The sequence below is a fragment of the Leptolyngbya sp. DQ-M1 genome (genome assembly GCF_039962505.1).
Classification (GTDB): Bacteria; Cyanobacteriota; Cyanobacteriia; order Leptolyngbyales; family Leptolyngbyaceae; genus Leptolyngbya.
The window spans coordinates 1-15,837 of the sequence record NZ_JAMPLJ010000029.1 but is presented as its reverse complement, the minus strand read 5'-3'; the positions used below and the strand labels follow the sequence as shown (position 1 = coordinate 15,837).

The window sequence follows — 15,837 nt, the reverse complement described above, 5'->3', positions numbered from 1 at the left end:
GAGAATGGTTGGCAGGAAGCGAGGCACGCACTTTTTCTTGGGCGCTCCGGCTCAGGAAAAACACACGCAGCCAAAACAATGCTGGGATTGTATTTGCTCTCAACACCTGGAATGGGAGCATTTATTCCTGATGGAAAAGGAGATTTTGTCCGTCCTTCACGAGTTGACCTGGACTTGCGAGCATTACTAGAAGCAAATGGTCGCAACGTCGAAGTTATTACTTTAGAGAATTTGCGCCTGGAAGAGGCAGCTCAGTTCGAGCAACTGATGCAAATTGAGCGCTTCAAGAATTTGGTACTTTCAAGCGCAGCAGGGGATAAATGGCGCTTGCTTTCGGAACTAGCACTCGCTGAATTTACGGATGATGATGGACGATTGATTGTCGAAGGAACAGGTGCAATTAGCTTACAGGGCTTCCTGAACGCGATCAATACAAGCATTCCATTGGTTTATTCAGGTTCAGATCGAGATCTGGACAGGCGTGTAGATCAGGCAAGAACTATCCAGAATCGTAACAGTAGTAGAATTACTGCTGCTTTCAATCGTGTGCTGGAGCGGTTTACTCAAGGCATTCCAATCAATACAGTTGTTGATGGAGTGTTGAGCGAAGGAAGCATATACTTTCTTGATATTCACACTTTTGACAGCGATGTAAACGTTTATATTCTTGGAACGCTTTACCGTAGATTCCGCAGTCGTGCATCACATCTTTATTACCGGCGCACCTACTCTAATGCGATTGTATACGTGGATGAAGCTAATCGATTTATCCCACAAAATCCTGATGATGATCGTAAGGAATTGGCACGAGAGCTTATAGATGGTATTCGCACTACTCGCCAATATGGACTTGCTTGGTGGTTTGCCGACCAACGTCCTGCATCGATCAGTAAGGATGCTTTTACTCAAATGGGTACCTACTTTTTTGGCAAAGGCATGAACGCTGTTGCTGACCGTGCCAGTATGGAATCTGTCTTGGGTGTAGACGGATGCAATATATACGATTATGTTGTTACGACAGGCGGCAGACCTTTTGTAGTAACTGGTCAATTTGTTGGAATCGGCTCCAGCGACTATGTACCTGTGCCAGTAGAGTTTTTTTCCAACTGGCAGCAGCTTGCAGATAATAATAATCGAGATTTTACGACCAGAATTCGTTCCTCAGCAGCGCCTGCTTTTGCCAGAACGTGATAGTAGTAGTGTTGGAACTCCAGAGCAGTATAAATTTGGATGAAGCAGATTGACGGAAGCCGCTTAAGGTGGATGAAAAAACTCAGCAGCCGCTGACCCGGGCTGTTATCCTTGAATTCACTTTTCCAAATCTTGGTTAACTTCTGCGGGGTGCAGCAGTTCCGGGATTTATAACCTACGCAGTCGCTAGATGCTACCTAAGTGAAAGTAGGAGCAGATTGGGTAGGTTAACCCTAGCCCTAGAGAACTGATTCGTCCATGATAGAGGCATATTCGAAACCGCTAGGTCCTCTATTCACGCTAGCATTTATCAAAATAAGTCCTAGGCAATTGCCTAGGACTTATTAGTTGTTGCAGCAGCTCGTTTTGATCAGTTGCCGCAGTGGCAGAAAGTCAGACTGCAGAGCGCTTTGGATCGCCTAGGAGAGTTGAAGATTCAGTCGGCTAGAAATCGACACAACAATGCTCTTCTTCCGCAACTCACCTAACGCTTTGTACAAATCTCCCTCATCTAACTCCCAACGATTGCAGAAAGCAACCACATCAATCGCAGGACTCAGCTTCCCAGGGTAGTCCACTTGCAAGGCAAAAAAGACATAATCGCGATCGCTCGTCAGAAGCTTTAAGTTGCGAATCCGAAGCAACTCGTCTCGGTCAAGCAAGTAACTGACAGTAGGAGCAGGATCGTATTGAGTCATCGCTTTATAGTACAGATGTGTGACGACTTTACACTAGACTTCTTCCTAATTGCAATCAGTAGAAATAACGCTTATTACAAATGACTTCACATCATCTTTCGTCATTTGAAAGTTGACAATTCAGCAGAATTGCAAAAGGCTAAATTCACGATTTATTAACCTGATTTTTTTGCATTTATTCGTCTGTTGCTATCAGTTAAGAAGAGAGGGGTTTAACGAAAAGTGACAAACTTTCCTTTTCGTTAGCTTTTCCATATTCCACATAATGCTTCGCGAAAACAACATTCCTGCATAAAAGCCTACCGAGAAGGGAAATAGCAGCAAAATCTAAAGTCAAGCAATAGCATTCCCTGTTTATTTTCACGCTTCTCCATCCTGCTGAACTCATCAGGACAACTTAGTTAGCTTCTGACAATTTGGAATTGTCAGAAGCTAACTAAGTTGAATAAAGAATAAAAACCGTCTTTGTTTTCTTTATCCAAATCAAAAATAAGTAACTGCATTACCATACTTTCTTTTCATAATTAGAGGTTCCTAGTGCTACTTTTAGTTCGTTTTCTTCTTAAAGAAGCTGCTGAAAACCATTCAATTCGCTATACTTCTTTTGTACGTGTTATCTTTGAAATCATTTCAGATCTATGGCAACACAACCAATGGTAGGATGCCGAGTGCCAGTGGAGTGGAAGGAAAAATTAGAGGAGATCGCCAATGAGTCAGGCAGAAACACGGCTCAGGTGGTTCATGAAGCCATTCGACAATACTTAGAAACAATTGAAGAGGTATCGTTCAACACCAAAATTCACGAAGTTTTGCAACTTCCAGGAGTTCTAGAGACAAATCCGCTGATTTCATCGTTATCACAGAGAATAGAAGCATTTGAAACTAAGCTATCCTCAATTCAGAAGCTATTGACTACTCTAGACGTTTCCTTGGAAGAGACCAGTCCCAGCAAGGCTGTGCTTACCTCAGAAGAGCTTGCTTTAATTTTAGGAGTAACACCCAGAGCAGTGAATGCTGCTGCCAGTAAGGGCAAAGAGCATTTTATGAATTGGACTCAGCGATTTAGAAAAGGAGGAAAGTGGACATTTGAGATTATCAACCCTGGAATGAAAAAGCTTGACCGTCGCTTCATTCCACTTTAAGCTTCTTCTAATATGGAAGAAGAATATAAAAGAAGGAAAAGAAGAAAGTACAATTGCTGACACAAAATAATAAACTATTATCTTGTCTATGACTAATATTCAGCTTCTTGACAACTTGCTTATGTCTATTACAAGGAAGCTTTAAAGCTGAGTATACCATTATTTTTTCTAAAATAATGAAATCATTCAATCTTGTAAAAGAAGAAGAAGAGCCTGAAATCACCATTTCTGCGAAAACAATTATTCAACTCGTTCGGGAGTTATTACAACATAAAGTGCTGAAGTAAAGTGCAAGACACTACAGCAGATTTACTGGAGGCTAAAGCAAATTCACAAAGCTGTGAAGCAAAACGCACTGATTTTTAATAGCCCAGCTACAGGCTCGTCGATATACTTTCTAATACTACCAATTGTAATTAACTCAAGTCCATCTCTTAGGGCTTTTCAAGAAGCTAATTGTCTATCAAGTCACTTCAAGCTGAATAGTTTTTCATCAATTCCTGCTGAGTTTAACTCTTAATTGAGAGCGGTTATTGCGCAAACAATCATCTTTGATCTAGATTCTTTCAAGTCTCATTATCTGTTAATAAAGGTTTCTCATGGAATTTATCTAGAAGATCTCCGTTAAATTGATTTTCTTCTTGATCGATCCGCCTGAGCTCAAGAACAGCCTCGGTAGAAGATGCAGGAATGAAAGTGTCAGAGCAATGATTCTGGCTAGATTCTACGAAACACTTCATATTTTCTTCTAAGGTGTGTAATTCCTTATCTTGTAAGCTTTTTGGCGATTCTTCGGTATTAGGAGCTGCGACGATCTCATCGACGAGATCGCTTGCTGGTACTGCTGTTACAGGCTCTGCTACGGGGGCAGGGTTCTGGTGCTCTGGATGCCACAGTTCTCGGTAGCGGTAGAGCGTCTGTACGCTTGTGTGCGCTTGCTGGATGAGCAGTCGAATTCGGCTGGTAATGTCATTGGGGAGTTGTCCATCGCGCTGAAGTTGTGTCATTGCTTCTTGGATACGCCGTTTTGCTTCTTCGGCTCGCGCTTGGTTCTGGTTGAGGGTGTTGCTGTCTTTAGCTGCGTTGCCGCTGAAGGAGTTGCTGCTGCGCTGTGGCTCACTCCCTAATGCCCACCAGTATTTCTCGGCTGAGCGCGCCCATAGTCTCGATCTCTGGGCAATCTCATGCTGATGGCGGCAGTAGGTTTCGTAGCCAGGGGCATTGATGGCGGTGGTTTGGACGAATTCGGCGAGGGCATCTCCGCTTAAGCGCTCGAATACGACACCATAACAGGAGATCGTTTTCAGCAGGTGGTTGGTTTGTCCACTCCCAGTCCAGCCTTCGTTGATTTCCGTTTGCAGGTCGGCTCGCCACTCGTCTACGACGGCGATGCGATGCCGTTTGCGTTTGCTGCTGTTGCGGCGGGCGACGGTGATGGCTTCATGTAGCGTTTCTAGGTCTTGTCCGGCGGCAGCGGTGTCCCAGTGGCGGAAGAATTGCCCTAAATCATTGCCGATGCTGTTGCCGTCATCGTCAAGCAGGTAGGAGCCGCTGTCGGGTTGCAGCGGCAGGCGATGGGCGTTGTATTCGGTGTAGGTGCCGGGGACCGAGTAGGACTTGGTGTTGGGGAAAAGTTCGACTTGTCCAGCTGCGGTCTCGATTCCTTGGGCGGCTAAGCACTGCTTCAGGGCTTGGGCAAGTCCAAAGGTGGGGACGGCGTGGGGGAGCGGGAGATAGAGGTGTAAGCCGCCGGAACTGCTGGAGGTGAGTAGGAGGTGACGGACGATGCCGATCGTTTCGAGTGCTGCCAGGATGAGTGGCAAGCCAGCGGGATTTGTAGCGGGGTGATATTGGCTAGTGCGGTCAATGTCGATGAGAGCGTAAGGGGTGGTGGAGCCAAACCGAACACCGAGCAGGACGTTGGGGTCGTTCCATCGCTGCCACAGGACACGGGGACGAAGAGGGTACTTGGTGTGGGTCTTCCACTGAGGATCCGGGGCATTGGTGCCGGAAATAGTGTGCCACCGATAGCTGAAAATTTCGCAAAGCCGCTGTCCGAGGGGATGAGACGGCAATAATTGGGAGTGCCGTACTTCGACGGCGAGGGAAGCAGTCATTTTTTTGGGAAACCATAGCGCTATTTCCCGCAAGGACTGCTAAGATTAGAGTGCATTTGACTAATCTGTGCAGTCCCTCGGGCTGTTCAATTTTTGAGAAAACCTTCGCGGGTTCCAGCCGTCGGAGGTTTTCGCCTTTTTAGAGCGACCGAATGTATTAATCCAGTCGAATCAGATTGTAAGCTGAAACGCGGGATTTAGCTTCATCAGAGCGTGATTCTTTGTAGCTTTTAAAGAAGAAATACAGAAGACAGCGCAGCGCGGTGGCATCGAATTGTCAGTAAACTATGAGATTCGGTTTTGCAGACGCAAAGTTTCTTGCACTGGAGTCTCAGAAGGTGTGATGTGAAAGTGCCCGCGAGCAGAAATTTAGCCATAGCGCGACGATCGCGCCTGCAATGCTCAGGTCAGAATTCGATTCACGATCTTAAGCGGTGCCAGGGACATCCGCTTCTCCACTCATCCCAAGTGTGCCAGCGGCAGTTTCCAGTTCTATCTCCAGTTGCTCGACCGTCGGCAGAATGCTTTTCAGTTGGTCAGGGATGGGCGTATCAGTGCCAACCCGATGCGTGGAGATGCCGATCGGCTGCGTCATGCCCTGCAAGGACAGTTCGGCAACCGTTTTGCGCTTTGACTTGCAGAGAATGATGCCAATCGTGGGCTGGTCGTCTGGATGGCGCAAGGTAACGTTGACAGCTGCCACATAGAAGTTCATCTTACCGGAGAATTCGGGCTGAAACTCGGTGGTCTTGAGGTCGATCACCACATAGCAGCGCAGCTTCAGGTGGTAGAACAGCAAATCGAGGCGGAACTCCTGTCCGTCGATCGTCAACGGGTACTGGCTGCCGACAAACGAGAATCCTGCGCCCAGCTCTAGGAGAAAATCCCGGATGTGCGCCAGTAGCCCTCGCTCCAGTTCGCGTTCCTGCGCGGCATTGCCAAGGGTCAGGAAATCAAAGTTGTAGGGGTCTTTGACGAGCTGCTGCGCCAGGTCGGACTGCGGCTGCGGCAGGGTCTGGGCGAAATTCGTCACCGCCCCACCCTGTCGCTGGTAAAGGTTGCTCTCGATCTGCATTTCCAGCACCGCACGGCTCCATCCGTTGGCTCCTGTTTGCTGGATGTACCAAAGCCGCGCCTGTGCATCCTTCACGCGATCCATTAGGACGCAGTGATGGAACCAGGGAATCTGTGCAGCAGCTTGCTGCACAAATTGTTCGTCGGCATAAGCCTCAGCAAACGCCCGCATATATTTGAGGTTGCGGAGCGAAAATCCCTTGATGTCGGGAAATTCCCTTTTCAGGTCTTTTGCCAGCCGTTCAATCACTTTGGTGCCCCAGCCCTCGGTCTGCTGCCGGATGAGGATGTCCCTGCCGATCTGCCAATACAGCAGGATCAGCTCACGGTTGACCGCAATCGCCGCTTTTACCTGCGCGGTGCGGATGCGGTGCTTCAAATCGGTGAGGAATGCCTCATACCGGGCAAGGTCGGGGAACAAGGAATCGGTCACGGTAATGCCTGCAAGGTTCACGAATCATTTTCGGGCGTTTAGCAACTTGGCACAAGGAATATGCGCCCTTCTGAAAACCCGAACATCTGCCTTTTTGCGTACCTGAAAATTCAATTCTCAACAGGGCAGCAACGGGCTTATGGTAGCAAGCCTTCCCCTACCCAAGATGAAACATTGCGACCGTTGCTGCCTGAGCTTACCCGAGGTAGATGCCTGAGGGCAGACCCGCACCTCGCCCTGCTGCGAATATAGGATTTTGGCTAGCCGGATTTTTGCGTACTCAAAAACCCATCTAGCAACTCCTGCACCAGTTCCGAGAATTCCCGCCCCTGCCCTTCTTGAAGCAGCGCGATCTTGATGTCGCGGTGGGTGTCCTTGCGGATGTAAGCTGTCACCTGCTCATAGTCTGGATCGCTCCGTTTCCCCTTTGGTCGCCCCACCTTCTTAGCAGCAGGTTGTGGTACGGCAACGGCAGCCCCCTCCCCTGCCCTGTCATACGCCCCGTCATCAGGCACGGGACTGGCAACCGCTTTCACTACGTCAGGGGCTGCCGCTTCCACTCCTGTAACGTTCCGGTCTTCGGGGATGTCCTGAAGGAAACTGAACTTGTTTGACTTGTTGGCTTTATTTTGTGCTGGCATTGCTCACCTCCTTCCCAGCCGCTTGATAATCCTTCCATCCTTCCTTTGCCCGTGCGTCGGCAACCTCATAAACCGGCACACCTTGCAGGGCTGCCTTCTGAAAGGCGGCAAGCCTGCGGATGCTGGTCTTGAACAGGGGAAGCCCTGCCTGCGCCAGCATCTCCCGTGCCTGTTGCCCATCCGTAGAAGGTTTGGGGGGGATGACAGTCAACAGGATTTTGTAGGTGTCCGCCCCAAGCGTTTTTAGGGCTTGCACAGTCTGTATCATTGCGTCCAGGCTCAAGGCATCCGGGGTCGAGGGGATCACCAGCAGGTCGCAGCCCTCCACCAGCGACTTCAGGTCCTCCTCTTCGGGGCGGGCTTGCGTATCAATAATGATGTGCTCGAAGTTCCTTGCCTGCTTCGCCGCTACTCGCTCATCAATCACCGTAAACGGTAGCTTGCCGCGCTTCGCCCATCCGGTCGCACTGCGGTTGGGATCACCATCGATTAGGACGGTGGATGACTTCTGGGCGAAATGGCTAGCAAGGTGAACTGCTGTGGTTGTCTTGCCAACCCCGCCCTTGAAACTAGCGATCGTAATGATCATGGAATTTCACATCTCCAACCTTTCAACGTTTTGCGTATGCAAAACCCCAGATATTTAGCACGCTGGCTATGGTAGCACACAAAAAAGCAAAGCACCAATAGCCCACCCATTTAATTTTTCATCATTTAAAATTCAGTAACGCAAAATTTTAAATGATGAAAAATCTAGAATTTTGCGTTGCTGAATTTTTTTAGAATCTAAAGTTTTGGCATTTTAGATTCTAAAAAGGTGACACGGCATTTAGTTTCTTGAAATGTTAGAATTTCAAGTTTTCAGCATTTTGGCATTTCGAATTTTTGGATACGCAAAACGTGGAAAGCAGTTTTTGCGCAATGTCCCTGTCAAGAAAGGAGTACTGATTTGCCCTCGCTGGACCCCTTAGTTTTGGGGAGAGAGGAGGGGACAGAGAAGCTTGTCAAAAAAGGGTCGGTTTTTGATGAGTTTTGATACAGGACGGGAGTTCTCAGAACGTACCTATCTGGTACGTCCCAGAGGATAAGGCTTGGGCTACACCCCCGCCAAGGAATAAGCAACCCAACGTTCCCGCACCCGCCCCGGGTCACTCAGAACCCTAATAAATAAGCTCTCAACGACCGGGTGCATTAGGGTTGTGTATGCCCAGCATGGGGGTGAACTTAAGAGGTGAAAGTCCCCTGTGGTGGAACCAGCGTCCAAATGCTCGAAAGTTTTAGGAGCCGAGTGACGATAACCACTAGCCAAGAGCAAAGGCAAACTCGCGAGGGAATGTCTGAAGGAAGCTGGCGGCAAATCTGCGAGCCGACGAACAGAAACATCATCGAAGGCTGAGATCTTTAGGGCAAGTTGGCACAACACAACAAAGCCCTCTGATTCAAGAGACGCAGTAAATGATGCGGTTGTGCAGAGACAGTTCACGTTCTTATCTGGGGAGATCTGCTCGAATGGCGGTTCGATATTGTGAAACGACAATTACAGGCACAGATATCTATAGGAGTCTGACTGAGGTCTTGCTGGAAACGGCAAGGGAGCCATAGAACCCTACGGACATTCGGACAGCGCACAGGTGCGGAAACGCTTTAGGTGATCGAGCAGAAGTCAGCAGAGGTCGTAGTAGCCAAATGCTCACCGTAATGGGTGGGACAGGGTGAAGGACCGAACTTCGGAACGCAGGGAGGAGCAGTAAAGCTCGACGTGGCGATGAACCCGGATGAGGGAGCTAATTTATCGGCGCTTAATTGCGTAACCAACCCTGGAGAACATTGAGGTTGCTCTTGTAGCGATCAAGGTGAAACTTTAAACCGTTCTGGGGAAACGCCCTATGCGGAGCCGCTTGTAGGATGTTGTGGGGGCTGGGGGAGAAAATCCCCTGGCTACTCGATTATGCTGCGGCTCTAATTTCTTTGTTATAACAATTTTTCTAACGCTGCATAGTTGCAGCTAAACAATGTATAACTTCTTTCCCAGCTTTATAAGATTTAATAACCTCTGGATAATTAACTGTCGATGGAACCTGCCCTTCATGAGCAAATTGGTTTCTCCATTCAATCAGATTGTTGTAGCTATTTTTTATACTGACACTTGATGTTCTTAAAAATTGCTGTTCAGCCTGATCAATTTTCGTCTTAAACTTATCTACATACTTTGTTCCAAACCTAGATATGTATTCATCTCTGATGATCTTGAGTTTAATACGCCCGTTTATACGATCAAAATAGCTAAGTGCGAAGTCACCCAGAACTTTATGTTTTCTGCTTGCAAAAGTGCAAAATATTTCTTTGACTGCCAATTCATAAACCGTTACTGCTGAAACAGAGACAAATCCAACATATCGAGATGAGATGAAGGGATCTGAAATACCTGAAATAACTGTATCAAGATGATTTATCATGTCATCTGTTAGTCTGAAATGATCATCGTAAGCCATACTATTTTTGAACCAAAGAATTCCTCACCAATTCAAATCGACTACGTAGGGTGTTTGTATCTGTAGTCCCCTTCGTGGTCTGTGCCTCAAACTCTTTACTTTGTTTTAGTGCTTCAAACTTATCTCGCAAATCAGGAACAAGATTATCTAGGTTATCCATTACTGTACAGAAAACCGAGTCAAGGATGGAGCCATTTAGAGGACCACGTACATTAAACGGCTTCTCTCCTAAGGAATCAACAATGACTTTAGTGGTTTTTGGAAAGAGGTCAACAAATCTAACAACTTTTTCGGTTCTACCACTACGATGCTTCTTCATCTCTCTATTTAGAAATTCTTTCATAGGCTTATCATAGCTATCTGCTTGCTCACTAAGAGCAAATATTCTAAGAATCAATTCAATGTCTGTTTGGTGTCTATCAAAAATTTTCTTCCCAAGAATTTTTCGCCAATTGCTATCTTTATTTAGTTCCTTTAGTTTTTGAGCCAAATCACCTCTAAAAACACAATTTCTTATTTCTTGAGGTTTCAAAGGCGTACCACCTGTATTCAGTCTTTCAAATATGTGGTACACGCTTGTACTGTCATTGGTTGGAGATAGTTGACGAATATTAATTGCTCTTAAAACAGAAGTTTTGAGCTTACGCTGATCAGATTGAGAAAGTTCATCAAATTTCTTTCTGTAGTAAGGACTTTTTTCGTCTAATCCAGTTAGCCTAAATACCTGCCGCTTACCTTGAAAATTCTCAAATCCGAAGAAACCATCAAAGTAAAACACAGTGCTAAGTATACGTTGTTGACCGTCAATCACTAAATTTTTATTTTCGTCATCAATGTAGAAAAATACAGATGGAACTGGTAGTCCACATAAAAATGATTCAATTAGTAGTGACGCTTGGCGAATTGTCCAAACAAATTCTCGCTGAAATTCAGGAATAGTGATATCACCATCTTTCCACATATCATAGATACCACTCAGTGTGAAATCCGAGGGATAGGTAGCGATGTCATATGACACCAAGACCTCATTTTCCTCATCTTCTTTCTCTAAGTCCAATTCGATCAGATCAGCCATTAACCAATTTCCTTAAAATGCCAGCACTGTAACACAGTCTTAATAGGTATTTTGTGACTACATTTTAGCTCAAGATTATATGAAGATCGCTCAACTTATGCTTGAGTTCATTTTACTTCTTACAACAAGCATAAATACTCGAAAGATAAGAGGATGTATTGGTCAGCATCTTATCCTAATTACATCGATACTCTATCAACTTGGGGCATTACAGATCCGACTCAGCTACTTCCCCCCACCAAAATTACAGCGGCATAACGGCAAAACGCAGCGGCGGCAAACAAGCTTGAACTAAGCACCAGCGGCTTTCGTCCGTCCGCTGCCGTGAAGTGTTAGCCCTGCAGTAAAGACTACATATCTGCTATATACGCTGAGTAGCTTCTCCAGCGTAAAACTTGTATGACATCATAAGTCAAGTTCTCTTGAGGGTACAAAGTAAGGGAGAACTGATTACCAAAAGTAGCCGCTAGATTGGCAAAACAATCTTGCACGGGTCTTCTAACACTGTGCTGAATCGAGGTGGGAAAGGGGCAAGAAGCCCGCTTGATTCGTAGCGCGATCGCTGAATTTCCAAAGATCTGAATTCATTCCGAATTCGTTTAGGCTTCGTGCAAAATTGAAAAAGCTGCTAATGGCTGAAACCGCTGCTGCAAGGCAAGGTGAAAAACTTTGTTTTCACTGGTTACACATCTCGTAGGGACAACTGTGCTTCCTCTATCGAGAAAGGGTAAGAAACCCAGGCAGAGTAAAGGGAATAGGTTCTTTTTGCGCTCCATCAGAAAACGAGCCTTTTTTGATAAGGCAGTAAGCACTGCCTGTAACCAGTTGCTATCCGTTTACAGTTCCAACTCATAAATCTGGGCAATCTCCTCAGCTTGAATGCCCAGATACGCTAAGGTCTGCTGCTGCGTCGCATGTCCAAAGGCTTCCATCAGCAGCGGAATGGCAGTGCCGCGCTCCAGTCGCTGCCAGTAGCCCCAAGTCTTGCGCAAACTGTGGCTACCGTACTTTCCCCTCAGCCCAGCATGCTGACACCACGTTTTCACCATCGTGCTCACCGTGGGAACCGTCAGGCAACCGCGCTTGCCTTGGAACAGGAACGCCTCATCGGAAAGGGGATAAGCAGTGAGGTACTGGGAGATCGCTTTGACGACCGCCCCATTCACAGTCACACTCCGAAACTTCCCCGTTTTGCTTTGCTTCACTCGCAGCACATCGCTGAGTTGCAGGGATCGCACCTGACCCACCGTGAGCGAGAGCAATTCATTCGCCCGAAATGCAGTATTAATGCCGAGCACGAACAGGCAAAGATCACGGGGTTGATCGCGCAGCAATTTCTTGATTCTTTGAATCGCTTTCTTATCCCGAATCGGCTCAACCGTCAGGACAGATCCCGGAAGTGGGTGATGCGGATTTTCGCCTTTTTGAAACGCCATGATAGTCTCGAACTTCTCACTAAGTTACCACAGCATAAATTCATTAACTTAATGAAATAAGATATCTCAAAAAATTAGCGAGGGCAGAAAACAGAGCTGAACACCAAGCAAGACAAAGAATACAGCCTAATTCTCATTCACTAAGTTCTGTTCAAAAGTTAATGAATCAAGAATGGGATTGGAGGGTACTTCCTATGCTTAGCAAGAAGCAGTGTGAATCTCTAAGCGTAACTAAGCAGAACTCCAGCAAATTAAAAAATAGGGAAAACCCTGGGTCAATCAGATGGCTTTGGTCGATGAAAGAGCATCCTAACTACGATGAAAAATACTGAATATTCACAAGGATCAATACATCAAGCATATTAGTACAAATGCTCTGTTTAATGCAAATACTCTGTATCAAATATTTTTCTACAGAGGACAACAAAAGCGACCTTTTCAATCCCTCCGAATCTGACTCCCTGTAGCTTGCTGCGTTCAGAAAATACAGCGTCAACAGCGCTGTTGAGCGGAATCGAGCCACGAAGCGTGCGAGTGGAGCGAAGTGATGCTCCGTCGCAAGCGACGGAGACGTTCATTCTAAAATTTGATGTGCTTCTAAGGAAAAGGGGTGGCGACAATGTAGCGAGGCATGGCAGGATACTGTTTAGAATGATCCTTTTTATACATCGTATGCCGTTACCACAACAAAAACTGCCTGAAACACAAGAGAGATCTGTAACGAAAGAATGGTTAAAAGTGCTAACGAAAGCCCTTTCTTATGCTGGTATTTCTGGTAAAAAGTCACCCTGGGAGATGGCTGATTTGGCATATAGAATCGAGACCAAATGGGGAGAGCATCCAAAATATAACCTTGCGGGACTATCAGCAGTAACAGGCATTTCAGAAAAGCGGTTACACTTACTGGCAAAAGCAGCAGCATTCTTTCCACCAGGACAAAGATTCACTGAATTAAGTATTAGCCATCATGTTGAAGTTATGAAGGCTGCTCCTAACCAGGCTATTTTTTGGCTAAAAGAAGCTCGCGAGAAAAGATGGAGCAGTAAAGATATTCGTTTAGCAATTGCTGGAGATGGCGATCCTCGCCGATATTCCTGGCTACGCTGTGGAACCTTCTGGTATTTCACTGCCTGCGATAGTCGGTTTGGTATCAACTACCCCGGTCGTATTCCTGGGCAAATTCCGGCTAACACAATTCATTACTTTACAGAACCAGGTGACTTAGTAGTTGATCTGATGGCTGGTGGTGGCTCAACATTAGACGCAGCGACATTTCTAGGAAGACGTTGTCTAGCTTATGATCTGATGCCTGCTCGCACTGACATCAAACAACATAATGCATTGCTGGGATTACCTGAAGAAGTCAAAAAAGTAAAATTATTCTTTCTTGATCCACCCTACGGTTCGATTTGTCGCGGTTTTTATAAAGATCATCCAAACTGTCTTTCAAGAATGAGTAAAGATGATTTTCTTAAGTCCCTGCGGCAAATAGTATTGGAATGTCGAAAAGCCATTCTGCCCGATGGTCGGTTAGCACTCTTAATACAAAATGTTTTTGACTGGGAAGGCGATACTGTGTTTCAGGTTCTAGACTTCCTACTACAAGACGGTTGGGAACTTGATCGACGTATTCAGGTGCCTTTGCCCACGCAGCAAATTTCTTCTGCGGTCATGCGTTGGGCTAGAGATAACCGGCAGATGGTTAATATAGATCGAGATCTGTTAATATTACGGTCAAATTGACTACCTCGTCTTACGTATGTATGCAGCCGATAGAGAAGGACGCGCCGCTCTCCCTATTCCTGAACAATTCGCTGATGTACTGGAAACAGACATTGTTGACTACATTGATAGCATTCGGCGGCTTGATGATCCTTCTATTACTATCGCTCTGCAAGAAGCACGTAGGCGGATGATAGATGAAAATGTTATTCAGCATGTGCCAGACTCTATAACGGGGTTAGGAGCAATGGTGGCTGTGGATGGCGGCAATAATGTGCTGCAAACCGGAGCTGCAACTCAATGCTTTGTTTTGTCTGTCCGATACTCTTTGAGATCGGGCTTTGATGTGAATTTTTCGATGGAGCGCCTGGTTTTTGATAGCGCTGAACCTGCCGCACTGATGTACGGTATTCGCAATGCGCTGGAAATCAAAGACATCTACGAAACGAACGAGGCAGAAAGCTTTTGCATCGTGGATAACTCATGGGTATCCCTTTTGCAAAATATTAATAGAACGTTAGTCCATTATGGAATTGCAACACCTCATGACCAACGGATTCTAGAATCCTTTCTGCGCCCCATGCTGGCACATAGCGGACACTTTATTACTGCCCTGAAACATCCGCGCAATATTGCCCTTTCTAAAGGAGGGGTATCAAGTTCGTACTGCGATCGCTATGGCGGAGTAGTCCATTTGCCGGATAAAGTGTTCCTACTCGGTATCATGGAAGCTGGCGAGTACACTGAGCCAAGAGCGCTAGTGGACAGCGGGCAGGGACAACTCAATGTTCATACTAGTAGTTTGTTCGCTTGCCATCAGACCGTTGAGAGCTTTTACAATGCCGATTTCAATACAACGAGTGATGGCTTTATCTGCTCAACATATTACAAGCCTCATCCTTGGTCACCAGTTAAACGCATTGAATTTCACAGCGATCTGTTGCTGGATGGACAGAGTCTTTTCTTTCAAATGCTTGCCAGCATTCGGGATAGCATGACTGTTCCAACTATCCAGGAACCACTGGAGCAGTTTCTAGTAGATGAGATTGTTCGGCGACATACAGGACGCATTCCTGAACTTTATCAAACTGCTGGTGTCGCAAATATTCGCGATTTTGAAAGTGCCTTTGCTGTCCAGTTAGTGAGACGGCTACGCACCTGATCGATCAGATCTATGAAAACTAAGGAGAATCATGTCCGAATACATCAGCGTTGGTTCAACGCGCAAGCGTCAATTTCATGGAGTTGTCCGCACTAATTCACTTGGTAACGAGTTGCTTGGCAAACTCGGCTTCCTCCGTTTCTCAGCAGGTAATAACTCTGTTTCTGTTCTTTGTCAGATTGTTTCCGTAGATCGTCGCAACAATGTTCATGAGGATGGTAGTTTCGGACCAGTCATTGCTGCTAGAGGGTCAATTCCTTATCTTTCAGACATTGGAGACTATGAGGAAGCGATAGCAAAACCTATTGCTCAACAAGTAAACGGCACATCAGCATCGCTACGAGCAAACCCACCTAGTGGATCACAAGTTGTCAGCTTAGACGATGCTTCCATCACGACAGAAGACCAGCAAGATAGCTCGCCACAGCGAGTTTTTAATAGCTTTGCCCCTGTTCCAGAACGATATTTACGATATGGAGGACATTTAGCAGGAGAAAATATTTGCCTACCCATCATCTGCAAGAGCTTTCATCCTGACGATGAGAATGGTTGGCAGGAAGCGAGGCACGCACTTTTTCTTGGGCGCTCCGGCTCAGGAAAAACACACGCAGCCAAAACAATGCTGGGATTGTATTTGCTCTCAACACCTGGAAT

Annotated in this window: 12 protein-coding genes and 1 pseudogene; 5 read left to right on the top strand and 8 right to left on the bottom strand. The window is 46.3% G+C overall.

Annotated elements, in window-relative coordinates; all coding sequences use genetic code 11:
• A partial coding sequence (locus NC981_RS25230; protein WP_348245540.1) for a DUF87 domain-containing protein occupies positions 1-1,191 on the top strand: 1,191 nt, incomplete at its 5' end.
• Positions 1,192-1,610: 419 nt separating this feature from the next.
• Here the strand turns inward: NC981_RS25230 and NC981_RS25225 are convergent.
• Positions 1,611-1,889: a hypothetical protein gene (locus tag NC981_RS25225; protein WP_348245539.1), complete on the bottom strand. Its 279-nt coding sequence runs from the start codon at positions 1,887-1,889 to the stop codon at positions 1,611-1,613.
• Between the two features lie 638 nt (positions 1,890-2,527).
• Here NC981_RS25225 and NC981_RS25220 point away from each other — a divergent pair.
• Complete coding sequence (locus NC981_RS25220) at positions 2,528-3,031, top strand: ribbon-helix-helix protein, CopG family (protein WP_348245538.1); 504 nt, start codon at positions 2,528-2,530, stop codon at positions 3,029-3,031.
• A 566-nt stretch (positions 3,032-3,597) separates the two neighbouring features.
• Here NC981_RS25220 and NC981_RS25215 read toward each other — a convergent pair.
• The 7 genes from NC981_RS25215 to NC981_RS25185 form a co-directional block, all read right to left on the bottom strand.
• Positions 3,598-4,854, bottom strand: a complete 1,257-nt coding sequence (locus NC981_RS25215) for a hypothetical protein (protein WP_348245537.1) — start codon at positions 4,852-4,854, stop codon at positions 3,598-3,600.
• Positions 4,855-5,575: 721 nt separating this feature from the next.
• Positions 5,576-6,655, bottom strand: a complete 1,080-nt coding sequence (locus NC981_RS25210; protein ID WP_348245536.1) for a PDDEXK nuclease domain-containing protein — start codon at positions 6,653-6,655, stop codon at positions 5,576-5,578.
• 260 nt (positions 6,656-6,915) lie between these two features.
• A complete protein-coding gene (locus tag NC981_RS25205; RefSeq protein WP_348245535.1) occupies positions 6,916-7,296 on the bottom strand; it encodes a hypothetical protein in 381 nt (126 codons plus the stop codon).
• Positions 7,280-7,885, bottom strand: a complete 606-nt coding sequence (locus NC981_RS25200; protein ID WP_348245534.1) for a ParA family protein — start codon at positions 7,883-7,885, stop codon at positions 7,280-7,282. The genes NC981_RS25205 and NC981_RS25200 overlap by 17 nt, the downstream gene beginning before the upstream one ends.
• A 1,396-nt stretch (positions 7,886-9,281) precedes the next feature.
• Positions 9,282-9,788 carry a HEPN domain-containing protein gene (locus NC981_RS25195; protein WP_348245533.1) on the bottom strand — a complete coding sequence of 169 codons (507 nt, stop codon included), beginning with the start codon at positions 9,786-9,788 and terminating at the stop codon, positions 9,282-9,284.
• Position 9,789: 1 nt separating this feature from the next.
• Positions 9,790-10,863, bottom strand: coding sequence for a DUF262 domain-containing protein (locus NC981_RS25190; RefSeq protein WP_348245532.1), 1,074 nt, complete (start codon positions 10,861-10,863; stop codon positions 9,790-9,792).
• Between the two features lie 836 nt (positions 10,864-11,699).
• The gene (locus tag NC981_RS25185) at positions 11,700-12,299 is read right to left on the bottom strand and encodes a tyrosine-type recombinase/integrase (protein ID WP_348245531.1); all 600 of its coding nucleotides are present in this window, start codon (positions 12,297-12,299) and stop codon (positions 11,700-11,702) included.
• A gap of 672 nt (positions 12,300-12,971) precedes the next feature.
• Here NC981_RS25185 and NC981_RS25180 point away from each other — a divergent pair.
• The 3 genes and pseudogenes from NC981_RS25180 to NC981_RS25170 form a co-directional block, all read left to right on the top strand.
• Complete coding sequence (locus tag NC981_RS25180; protein ID WP_348245530.1) at positions 12,972-14,042, top strand: DNA methyltransferase; 1,071 nt, start codon at positions 12,972-12,974, stop codon at positions 14,040-14,042.
• Positions 14,043-14,058: 16 nt separating this feature from the next.
• Complete coding sequence (locus NC981_RS25175; RefSeq protein ID WP_348245529.1) at positions 14,059-15,183, top strand: hypothetical protein; 1,125 nt, start codon at positions 14,059-14,061, stop codon at positions 15,181-15,183.
• A gap of 31 nt (positions 15,184-15,214) precedes the next feature.
• Positions 15,215-15,837 (top strand): annotated as a pseudogene (locus NC981_RS25170) (ATP-binding protein); the annotation flags it as partial.

What these genes read in the sequence shown, in the direction of transcription:
- NC981_RS25225 (WP_348245539.1), bottom strand. Translation starts at nt 1,889, where the DNA reads ATGACTCAATACGATCCTGCTCCTACTGTCAGTTACTTGCTTGACCGA.
- NC981_RS25205 (WP_348245535.1), bottom strand. Translation starts at nt 7,296, where the DNA reads ATGCCAGCACAAAATAAAGCCAACAAGTCAAACAAGTTCAGTTTCCTT.
- NC981_RS25180 (WP_348245530.1), top strand. Translation starts at nt 12,972, where the DNA reads ATGCCGTTACCACAACAAAAACTGCCTGAAACACAAGAGAGATCTGTA.
- NC981_RS25200 (WP_348245534.1), bottom strand. Translation starts at nt 7,885, where the DNA reads ATGATCATTACGATCGCTAGTTTCAAGGGCGGGGTTGGCAAGACAACC.
- NC981_RS25190 (WP_348245532.1), bottom strand. Translation starts at nt 10,863, where the DNA reads ATGGCTGATCTGATCGAATTGGACTTAGAGAAAGAAGATGAGGAAAAT.
- NC981_RS25185 (WP_348245531.1), bottom strand. Translation starts at nt 12,299, where the DNA reads ATGGCGTTTCAAAAAGGCGAAAATCCGCATCACCCACTTCCGGGATCT.
- NC981_RS25175 (WP_348245529.1), top strand. Translation starts at nt 14,059, where the DNA reads ATGTATGCAGCCGATAGAGAAGGACGCGCCGCTCTCCCTATTCCTGAA.
- NC981_RS25195 (WP_348245533.1), bottom strand. Translation starts at nt 9,788, where the DNA reads ATGGCTTACGATGATCATTTCAGACTAACAGATGACATGATAAATCAT.
- NC981_RS25220 (WP_348245538.1), top strand. Translation starts at nt 2,528, where the DNA reads ATGGCAACACAACCAATGGTAGGATGCCGAGTGCCAGTGGAGTGGAAG.